The organism is Desulfobaculum xiamenense, from assembly GCF_011927665.1.
In the GTDB taxonomy this organism is placed as follows: Bacteria; Desulfobacterota; Desulfovibrionia; order Desulfovibrionales; family Desulfovibrionaceae; genus Desulfobaculum; species Desulfobaculum xiamenense.
The window spans coordinates 22,128-32,099 of record NZ_JAATJA010000006.1; the positions used below are offsets into that span (position 1 = coordinate 22,128).

9 protein-coding genes and 2 tRNA genes are annotated in these 9,972 nt (G+C 61.3%); 8 read left to right on the forward strand and 3 right to left on the reverse strand.

From position 1 onward, the window contains the following. Window positions 1–52 precede the first annotated feature (52 nt). A complete protein-coding gene (locus tag GGQ74_RS16000) occupies window positions 53–190 on the forward strand; it encodes a hypothetical protein (protein WP_167942606.1) in 138 nt (45 codons plus the stop codon). Here GGQ74_RS16000 and GGQ74_RS16005 read toward each other — a convergent pair. The 3 genes from GGQ74_RS16005 to GGQ74_RS16015 form a co-directional block, all read right to left on the reverse strand. Beyond that, entirely contained in the window at window positions 187–1,323 is a 1,137-nt protein-coding gene (locus GGQ74_RS16005) for a glycosyltransferase family 4 protein (RefSeq protein WP_167942607.1), read from the reverse strand. The two genes, GGQ74_RS16000 and GGQ74_RS16005, sit on opposite strands and share 4 nt — an antisense overlap. Before the next feature lie 275 nt (window positions 1,324–1,598). Then, window positions 1,599–2,819, reverse strand: a complete 1,221-nt coding sequence (locus GGQ74_RS16010; RefSeq protein ID WP_167942608.1) for a GAK system CofD-like protein — start codon at window positions 2,817–2,819, stop codon at window positions 1,599–1,601. Window positions 2,820–2,875: 56 nt separating this feature from the next. Beyond that, on the reverse strand, window positions 2,876–3,424 hold the full coding sequence (locus GGQ74_RS16015) for a GAK system XXXCH domain-containing protein (protein ID WP_167942609.1): 549 nt from the start codon (window positions 3,422–3,424) through the stop codon (window positions 2,876–2,878). Window positions 3,425–3,602: 178 nt separating this feature from the next. Between GGQ74_RS16015 and GGQ74_RS16020 the strand changes: the two genes are divergently transcribed. From GGQ74_RS16020 to GGQ74_RS16050, 7 genes are all read left to right on the forward strand, one after another. Further along, window positions 3,603–4,433 (forward strand): zinc ribbon domain-containing protein, encoded by an 831-nt coding sequence (locus GGQ74_RS16020; protein WP_167942610.1) that lies wholly within the window; start codon window positions 3,603–3,605, stop codon window positions 4,431–4,433. A gap of 732 nt (window positions 4,434–5,165) precedes the next feature. Continuing rightward, entirely contained in the window at window positions 5,166–6,425 is a 1,260-nt protein-coding gene (gene tmcD / locus GGQ74_RS16025; protein WP_167942611.1) for an electron transfer complex subunit TmcD, read from the forward strand. 11 nt (window positions 6,426–6,436) lie between these two features. Continuing rightward, window positions 6,437–7,099 carry a TmcC family electron transfer complex membrane anchor subunit gene (gene tmcC / locus GGQ74_RS16030; RefSeq protein ID WP_167942612.1) on the forward strand — a complete coding sequence of 221 codons (663 nt, stop codon included), beginning with the start codon at window positions 6,437–6,439 and terminating at the stop codon, window positions 7,097–7,099. Between the two features lie 39 nt (window positions 7,100–7,138). After that, a complete protein-coding gene (gene tmcB / locus GGQ74_RS16035) occupies window positions 7,139–8,560 on the forward strand; it encodes an electron transfer complex ferredoxin TmcB (RefSeq protein WP_245168342.1) in 1,422 nt (473 codons plus the stop codon). A gap of 69 nt (window positions 8,561–8,629) precedes the next feature. Further along, window positions 8,630–9,019, forward strand: coding sequence for an acidic tetraheme cytochrome c3 TmcA (tmcA, locus tag GGQ74_RS16040; protein WP_167942613.1), 390 nt, complete (start codon window positions 8,630–8,632; stop codon window positions 9,017–9,019). Window positions 9,020–9,638: 619 nt separating this feature from the next. After that, window positions 9,639–9,714: transfer RNA gene (locus GGQ74_RS16045), tRNA-Val, on the forward strand. Between the two features lie 13 nt (window positions 9,715–9,727). Beyond that, window positions 9,728–9,804: transfer RNA gene (locus tag GGQ74_RS16050), tRNA-Asp, on the forward strand. The last annotated feature ends 168 nt before the right edge of the window (window positions 9,805–9,972 follow it).

Here is a 9,972-nt window from a genome sequence, read left to right on the forward strand (position 1 = left end):
CTCCCTGCAAGCGTTGCGCATCACGAGGCATGAGACATGGTGCCTTCATACCATGAATTTCGGTGAAGGTCAGCGTGGCGGGAAGAATTTCGTGAATCTTTCCGGCAAGTCGGAGGTGAATCCTTCGGCCTGCTCTGTGGCGCGGGTGGAAAAGTGGCGCGGTGTCGAGACGGCGGCGGGATGGCCCTAGCGCATGCGTCCCCACGAGTGTCCCTTGCGCTCCACGGTCTCCTTCATGATGTTTTCCATGATGGAGTAGCTTGTCGTTATGTCGTGCCGGGAGGTGGCCAGAGCGCGGGCTGCGCGGCCAAGGCGTGAGCGCAGCGCCGCGTCATCAATGAGCCGTGCGAGGGCGGCTGTGAATTCCTCGGCATTCCCGTTCGGGACGATGATGCCCGTTTCGCCGTGCTCCACGACTTCCGGTGCGCAGTCGCCGTCGGTGGCGAGCACGGGCAGGCCGCAGCTCTCGGCTTCGAGGTACATCATGCCCAGCCCCTCGTTGATGCCGGGGAGCGCGAAGATGTCCGCCGCGCTGAAGACTTCGTAGAGTTTCGCCCTCGGGATCATGCCCGGAAAGCGGACCTGCCCCGGCATGAGGTTCAGGGCGAGGCGTTCGAGGCGGTCGCGCTCCGGTCCGTCGCCGGTGACGATGAGCATGAGGTCTCTGCCGCCGCGCACCAGTTCCGCGCAGGCGTGGATGACGGTCTCTATGCCGTCGGCCTTGCGCCCGCTACGCATGACGGCGCTGGAGATGACCACCGGCTTCTGCCGTGCGCCCCATTTGCGGCGGAATTTCTGACGCATGAGCACATCCGGCGCGAAGAGCCGAAGGGGCAGGCCCGGGCGGACGTAGGTCAGCTTCTCGGGTGGCAGCACCCCCGCGCAGGATTCGAAATCTTCCTTGCGGGCGACGAAGACGTGGTCCGCCGCGTTCAGGGCGCGCGTGTTCAGCCTATGGCCGATCCACGTCTTTGGTGTGGCCTTTTCGCTATGCGGACAGGAGCCGGAGAAGATGAAATAGGGCAGGCCGAGCCGCGCCAGCCGGGGGCCGAGAATGTCCGGGGAGACGGCGGTGCTGCGGTAGGTCAGCCATGCCTGAATGCCCTGCGAGCTGCATGTCTGGCGGGCGAGGACGTATTCCAACGCGGCATCGGCCCAGCGCCACGGTTTCCAGTACAGCCACGTCGTTTCCAGTGGTGAGGCCACGGCCGTGCTGTGTCCGCGCTTGACGAAGAAGTCCATGACATCTCGCGCGATGGTGATGTCTCCCGAGACGCGGGCGTGCTTGAGCGGTTTGGTAGGAGCGTAGAAGGCGATGCGCATGTTCTGTCGTCCTGATTCCGTGTTGCTGCGGCCCCGGTGGGTCCTATCGGGCTGTGCCATGCTCCGCGCTTTCGCGGGTGTGATGCCGTCCGGTGGACTGCGCGGGTTATCTCATACCCATGTGAACCCTATACGCTTTTTGCGTGGGAATGCCAGAGGAAGGGGTGTGGGAATGCGATCCGGATTTTGCACGGCGCAACGCGTCACGATGACTGGTGACGTTGCCGCGATACGATTTTTTGCGTGTTGGACCGCGAGGTGAGTTGAAGGTGCCGCTACGTGAGGGAAAGCAGGAGCGGAGCGAGGCGCTCGGGAGCGATGAGCGGGGCGCTGGCCGTGGTGACGAGTGGCGCATCAACGACGCGTACTCCGAGGTGTTCCAGACTCTGCGCGTCGATGCCGCCGGGGTACTGTCCCGCATGCCCATCGACGAGGACGAGATTCAGAAGTCTGTCGGCTGGCGTGTCCGGTGCGGTGTCCCTGCGCAGCTCGGTCAGCAGGCGGCGGGTTTCCTCTGCGACGGAGAGCGTGCGGGATTCCGGATCGTTGCCCATATTCGGGATGAAAATCTTGGGGCATTCGGCGTCGAGGATGGCGCGGCCGATGCCTTGGGGCAGCAGGTTGGCCATGAGGCTCGAATAGAAGCTGCCCATGGGATAGCAGATGAGTTCCGCGTCTCGGATGAGGGCGAGGATGTTGTCTGGGGCCGATGCCGCGATGGGGGTGGGATCCTCTGGGGTGGCGGTGAGGTGCACGCCGGTGATGGGCGAGGCGGGTGGCGGGGTTTCCTTGCCGGTGATGCGGTGTTGGCCTAGCAGTGTTTCGCCGTTGGCCAGTCGGGCGGCGAGATGCAGGCTGCCGTTCAGGACCGGATGGACCTCGCCCCGGACCTGTACGAGCTTCGAGAAGATGTAGATCACCGGCGACATCTGGCGGTTGTTTTCGAGATAGCCCGCCGTGAGCACGAGGTTGCCGATGCTGGCTCCGCGCAGGTCGAAGGTGTCGGGCATGCGCCGCAGGAACGTCGAGAGGTAGTGGCGGATGATGTGGTGCATGGGGTCTGGAACGCCCGCCACGAGGGGGTGTTCGCCGCGCTGCATGCGCGCCAGTTCGTGCAGCAGTTCTTCCTGCGGCGCGTCGAGGGGAAAGCGGTGCGCGAAGAGCGCGAAGATTTCCGGATTGCCGTGCAGGCTCTGGTCCGCAAGGGCCATCAGCCGATTTCGGACGTCGCCGATTGCGGGCATGTCGAAGGCCGTACGCAGCTTGGCGGAACTGCCGCCGGAATCGAACGGCGTGATGATGTGGATGGAATTGTACGTGTAGCGGATGATTTCGCGCGAAAGCCCACGCAGGGCCGAGCCGCCGCTAAAGAAGAGGACGCGCGGCCCAAGCTCCGGGCTTTTTTCGTAGCGGGCCAGCTTGACGGGGTCGGGCAGGGTGGCCCGCCGTGCGATATGGACGCGCAGGGCGTGCTGTTCGTGCGTTCTGTCGCTCATCCGCCAATGATTACAGCATGAGCGGGCAGGACGTCCAGCGCGGGGAGCGCGAGGGGTCAGTCGTTTCTGGCGTGGCAGTCCCGCATGCAGGCGAGGATGGCCTCGTGTGCGGCGCGAATCGCCTCTGTGTCGCCTCTTGCGGCGGCATCGGCGAGGGTGCGGACCGTGCCGAGATAGCGGGCGTAGTGCTCGTCGCCGTATCCTTCGTATTCGACCATCAGTTCGGAATCCGCCACGAAGGCGGCCAGTTGCGGTGCGGGGATGGGGCGTCCGGCGCTAATGGACTCGCCGATGCTGCGCAACCGGCGTTTCATGCGCTTTTTGAGTCCGGAGTAGGTGACTTCGGCCGTGGCCTCGGGATCGGACTGCGCGTCGTCAGGCAGGGGCTGCGGCAACAGGTGCTGAACTTTGAGCTTCAGGGAAATGCGTCCGTACTTGCGCCGGATGCCGAGGGAGAAGGCCCGGACCAGTTCCGTGCCGAACATTTCCGTGCCCGGCGGCGGGCCGGATTGTGGATTTTCGAGATAATCGGCCAGTTCGCGCAGGAAGGCCGGAAGATCGGTCTCCGGCAGGTTCCGCTCGATCTTGACGATCTTCTTGTCCATGCCGTGCTCCCTGTTCCGTGAGAGGTGGGGGAATCTCTTCTTTCTGCCACTGAATGACCGCTGGCGCAAACGGCGTTCCTGTCGTGGCGTTGCGGATTTTTCCGCACACGTGCTAGGATTGTCGGAACCACGCGCCGCTTGGCGGATTCGTCCGCGTGACGGGGCAGGAGGAGGGACCATGCTCGTGCAATGCGTCGAGTGTCAGAAGAAGTACAGGATCAAGGACGGGGTCATTCCCTTGCAGGGCGCGGACATCAAGTGTGCAGGCGGCTGCGGGCAAACGCTACGCATCGCCCCGCGTGAGAATCTCGCCATGGACGCTAGCGCCATCCCCGTCAATAAGCGCAAGCACCAGAAGGAAGTGAAGTGGTTCACGCGCATGGGACAGCTCGTCCGCGACTGGGGATACGAGCGAAAGACCCTGGAATACAACATGATGTTCTACATGCTGCGCGAGATTCGCAAGCGGCTCGGCATCACTTTTTTCGACATAGCCTGCACCACCTCGCTCGTTCGGGTGGACCGCGAACTGCGCTACAACTGCCTGATGTTTATGGGCGCAAGTTGCGTTCCACCGCGCGGGAACGGTGTGGAGAGCAGTATTCCCGCCGTGCTCGCATCCATTGGCGAGACGCTACGCAGCCACGACGGATCGGGACAGTTCGGCGTGCGCGGCGTGATGACGGTTCCCTATGAGGATTCCTTTCCGGCCATGTTCGGCTTCGCCCGTGGGGCGCAGTTTGCGTCGTCGTGGGGCGAACATGTGTACGGCAATGTGACGGAGGTGCTCATCTCCGGCGACGCGGCGCGTGAACTTGATGATTCGTATGACTACGGCAAGCTGCATGAGGTGGCGCGGGTGCAGGTCTCTCGTGCTCCCATCGATAGCTCCGCCTTGACCTTCAGGCAGCGGACCGCGCCCGCGTTACTGCTCGATGCCGAGCCTGATCCGGACCTGCGCTGCGAGGACGATGAGGTTCGCGGCCTGTACAAGGCGTATGGCATGTAGCTTTTTCTTCGTAATAGACGCGAATTGTTGGCAAGCCCCATTTCGTCGGTGAGGACGTGGTGGGGCTTGTGCATTTGTTGAACATTTTCCACGAAAAAATTGTGCGAACATTGACGTGAATGAAATCATGCTGTTATTGCTTTGGGTAATCATATCAGCCTTGAATACTATGCGTTGGTATGAATGCTCTGGAGCAGAGTGTGCGGCGTGTCTGAAAATGAAGCGGGAGCGATGATGATGTCCGTCTGCGCGGGCGCGGACGCCCCGCGGCGGCATGCCTCGGTGTGCCGTCTGGCGCCGGAAATGGCGAGGGGGGTGTATTACCTTTTATAAGGTGAAGTTGGATGCGCAGAGCCCTGCATTGCAGGTGCGAGAGCCGAATAACCGCACGAAACGGGGGGAAATGCACTTTTGTTGTAGGGAATTCCATGTACGCAAGAGATGATGAGGCGTATGTTCCCGGGCTTTGCGCTCCTTGGGTAAGCTATGCGGATGCGAACAATACCCTGTTATTCCGGAGGGTAAAATTCCTATAAAGTTGTTGGGTGGATTTCATAGTATATAGGTATGATAATGAATTATTTTAAGACGTTACGGGCAAAATTCTGGACAAATCCGGCGGGACAAGTTTAAGAGTTTCCGGAAAACTTCATGCCGCATGCACCAACATTCGAACAGGAAATCAGAAAACCCCAACCGTGTGTGACGCCATTGGCGTTTGGAAGGAGGGCTATGGTGGTTTCTGCAAAGTGGAACTGGGAGCCGGGCGAACGCATGGTCGTCGACCTTGGCGCCTGCAGAGACAAGTACGAGTGGGTAGAGGAACTTCACGCGAGTCCCGATGGCGAGAACGTCGCCGCGGTGGCAAACGTGGGGGGCGAATTCACTGCCTGCATAAATGGCGAGACCTGGGACAACACGTTTGAACGCGTGTGGAGCCTCAAGTATTCGCCTGATGGCAGGCTGTGCGCTTTCGCGCAGGACCTCGGCGAATGGCACGTCGTGGTCGATGGCGAGTCCTGGGAGGATTCCCTCGGCTACGCTTGGAACTTTATGTTCAGCGAGGACGGCTCCAAGATCGGATGCGCGATCCAGCAGGACGGAGAGTACGGAATTGCCGTTGAGGGCGAGTTGTGGGAGACCCTCTATGGCAACGCCAACAACTTCCTCATGAGTCCCGATGGTTCGGCCACGGCCGCTGCCGTGCAGACCGTCGAGATGGGGCAGGCCGAAATCTACAAGTTCCAGGACGGCACCTATTCCGCCGCTGTGAACGGACAGGCCTGGGATCGGAACTTCACCAACATCTTCGGGTTGGCCTTCTCGCCCGACGGCAAGCATCTTGCCGCCGAAACCCGACTCTCCCTGTACGACTACACCATCTCCGTGGACGGCAAGCCCTGGAATCAGGTGTTCCAGAGCGTGTGGCGCCCGGTGTTCAATCCCGCCACCGGTGCGGTCATCGCACCTGTGCGGCAGGCTGGTCAGTGGACCCTCGCGCAGGATGGCGGCATCATCTGGCCGTCCTTCGTGGAGTGCTGGCACGCCCGCTTCAGCGCGGACGCCAAGCGCCTTGCCGCCATCGTTTCCCCCAAGTTCGGTCGCTGGACAGTGGCCGTGGACGGCAATCCGTGGGCAGCCACCTTCGGCGAGATGGTCACTGATCTGGCCCTTTCGCCCGACGGCACCCGCGCCGCCGCGCTCGGCAAGGAAGACGGAAAGTGGACGGTCATGGTTGACGGCTCTGTCTGGCAGGGACGTTACGACATGGCATGGGCGCCGGTATTCAGCCCGGACAGCCGCCATGTGGGTGCCTGCGTCGAGAAGAACGGCAAGTTCACCGTGGTCGTCGACGGACGTGAATACGGGCACGCCTGCGAGCAGTGCTGGTCGCCCGCCTTCAGTCCCGACTCGAAATACGTGCTGATCCGGTGCGTCGAGGGCGGGAAGTACTTCCGTCGCGTGGTGCCTGTCGCCGAAATCGCCGGATAGGAGGGGAAGCAATGCAAAGCTTGTACAACTTCGTAAGCGGCCCCCTTGTCTGGGTTGCCTTCATCGTCTTCATCGGCGGCAGCGTCTGGCGTCTGGCCTCGCTTCTGAGCCTCGCGAAGAAGAAGGATACCTACGTCTTCGAATACTGGAGCTGGAGCCATGTGTTCAGCTCCATCGGCCATTGGCTCACTCCCTTCGGGAGCACGAACTGGCGCATGCAGCCGGTGATGAGCGTGGTGACCTTTGTATTCCACATCGGTCTCATCCTCGTCCCCATCTTTACGATGGGACACATCGTGCTGCTGGAAGAGGGCGCTCTGGGATGGAGCTGGCCCACTCTGCCCGATCAGGTTGCGGACATCGCCGCCTTCATCGTGCTTGGCGGTTGCGCCTACTTCGCGTGGCGCAGGTTCGCCCTCCCGCAGGTCAAGTTCGTCACCAGTCCTTCGGACTTCGGTATTCTTGCCGTTGTCGCGGCTCCGTTCCTCACTGGCATCATGGCCTATCACCACATCGGCGATCCGCTGCTCGTGACCACGCTGCACGTGCTCGCCGGTGAACTGATGCTGGTGTGCATTCCGTTTACGCGGCTTGCGCATATGCTCTACTTCGTCTTCACCCGCGGCTACACCGCTTCCGAGTTCGGAGCCGTGCGCCATGTGAAGGACTGGTAGGCAGGGGACGCGACACTATCTCTTCAAGGAGCAAGGAATATGTCTGAAAATACCGAAATGGCGGCAAGCGCCGAAGCCGCGGCGACCTTCCTCCAGAAGGTTCAGGCCAAGGCCGAGAGTGATCGGGCTGCTGGCCGCTACGAGTATGACAAGATCGAGGACATCGGTCTCGACGAGGGCATCAAGAAGCTGACGCCCGAGCGCATCGAGACGGTGATCAATCAGGTGTTGCAGGGCGAGTGCGGAGCGAGGCTGCGGGCGTATGTCGAAACCTGCGTCCACTGTGGTCTGTGCTCCGAGGCCTGCCACCATTATCTGTCCAACGACAAGAATCCCAAGTATTCCCCCGTTGGCAAGGTCAAGCGCACCATCTGGATGATGCTGCAGAAGAAGGGACGGCTGACCCCCGCGGAAGTTCGCGAGTGTTCGGTCATCGCCTCGACGGAGTGCAACCTCTGCCGTCGCTGCCTCCAGTACTGTCCCTTCGGCATCGACATCGCCTATATGTTGCAGACCGTGCGTCGTATCTGTTCCAAGCTGGGCGTCACGCCGCAGTACATTCAGGATACCACGCACAGCCATGCCGCGACCATGAACCAGATGTGGGTCAAGGAAGACGAGTGGGTCGATACCCTGCAGTGGCAGGAAGACGAAGCCCGCGACGAATTCCCCACCATCCGCATTCCGGTCGCCAAGGAAGGCGCGGACTTCATGTACTCGGTCATCGCGCCCGAGCCGAAGTTCCGTACGCATCTCATCTATCAGGCCGCGGCCATCTTCCATACCGCCGGATGCGATTGGACGATGCCCGAGGAGCCGGGATGGGATAACTCCGACATGGCCATGTTCACTGGCGATTTCGAGACCATGGGCCGCGTGAAGAAGGTCCACTACGAGGCCGCGCAGCGGCTGCGGGTCAAGAAGATCGTCATGGGCGAATGCGGTCACGCCTTCCGAAGCGTCTATGACGTGGGCAACCGTTGGTTGGGCTGGAAGATGCCGCCCATTCCCATGGTGCACTCCATCGAGTTCTTCTACGAGCTCATCCGCGACGGAAAGATCAAGTGTCGTGAGAAGTTCCCTGAAAAGGTCACCTTCCACGATCCCTGCAACACCGTGCGCGGACGTGGTCTGCACGAGATGGGCCGTTACGTGGCCAATGCCTTTACGCTGGGCGTGGTTGAAATGTCGCCCAACCGCGAGCACAACCTGTGCTGCAACGCGGGTGGCGGCGTGATCAACTGCGGGCCGCCGTGGAAGACCAAGCGCGTGCTTTCCAACAAGGCCAAGGCCGAGCAGCTTGCACGCATGAAGGACATGGGCATCGACACCATCGTTTCGCCGTGCCACAACTGCCATGGCGGACTCGAAGACATCATTCATCACTATGGACTGGAGATGAAGCTCAAGTTCCTTGGTGACCTGATCTTCGAGTTTATGGTGAGGCCCGACTCCGAGTAGCGGGAGCCACGACCAGCAACCAGTCGCGGATGCTTGGCTGTCGGGCATCCGCGCAGAGGGGATACGACCATGAAAATGAAGAGACTGGGCATCTTCGCGGCCGTGGCTGCCCTTGCGACATTCCTGTGCATCGCCACGGCCTATTCGCAGGACGACATCGTTCAGCTTGACGATCCCGCCTTCAATGGCGGGCAGCGTCCGCCGGCGGTGTTCGCGCACGATCTCCATAACGAGAAAGCCGAGATCGACGACTGCGCTGCCTGTCATCATGTCTATGAGAACGGTCAGCGTGTCGAAGGTCAGGATTCCGTGGGCACCTCCTGCTCGGAGTGCCACGAACTGAAGAATAAGGGCTCCCAGCCCGGCCTGATGCTCGCCTACCATAAGCAGTGCAAGACCTGCCACGAGGAAAAGGGCAAGGGCCCCGTCGCGTGCGGCGAGTGCCACACCGGCAAGTAAACGGTTTCAGGCGGAGCGCACCACGTGCCGGAGCGCTCCGCTTTGCTTCCCACGTTCTGCGCATCATGTGCGTATGTTCGTCCTCATCCAGCACCCCGTGCAGTTGACGCCTTTGGCGGTCCTCTGCGCGGGGTGTCGTGGTTTTTGGTGGTCTGGGCGTCGGGGAGACGGACGCGGCGAAGCGTCGCGGGTAGACCTGAACGAAGGAGGCGTCGGATGGGGAAGGGGACTTCCTGATGCGTCTGACGCGTGCCAGCAGGGCGCTGTCGTCGAGACGATGCGTTGACGACCGACGAGGGCGTGTGGTGGCGAAGGGAAGGCGCGGGCTGGGCTGGACTGCTGGCGACTGTTTCGCCGTGCGTTTGGTCCGTATCCCCGTGCGATTTGATCGTTTGGGGTGTTTGCGAACGACAGGCGTGGTTGCCGAGCCTTGTTCGGGGCGGTATACTGGAATTCCTGTCAGCCGCCGACTCCGTTCATGGGGCGGAATCGACGGTCGCGAAGCCGCATGAATCCTCGCTCGCATCGGTGGCGTCTGATTTTTTTGAGCTTCAAACAAAAAAGCCGTTGACAAGAGCAGGGCGTCTGGCTATTTAGCGATTCCCGGTTGCGGGAAGGCGGGCGGATAGCTCAGCTGGGAGAGCATCGGCCTTACAAGCCGAGGGTCACAGGTTCGAGCCCTGTTCCGCCCACCACCAACCAAAATGCGGAGCTGTAGTTAAGTCGGTTATAACGCTGGCCTGTCACGCCAGAGGCCGCGAGTTCGAGTCTCGTCGGCTCCGCCACAGATTGAATTGCCCTTCGAGGGCGTTATATGATTAGGGCCGGGGTGAAAAGCCCCGGCCACCTTGACAAAGTTTGCGAATAGCTGCATCTACGGATGCGGAATTCATAATGCGGAGCTGTAGTTAAGTCGGTTATAACGCTGGCCTGTCACGCCAGAGGCCGCGAGT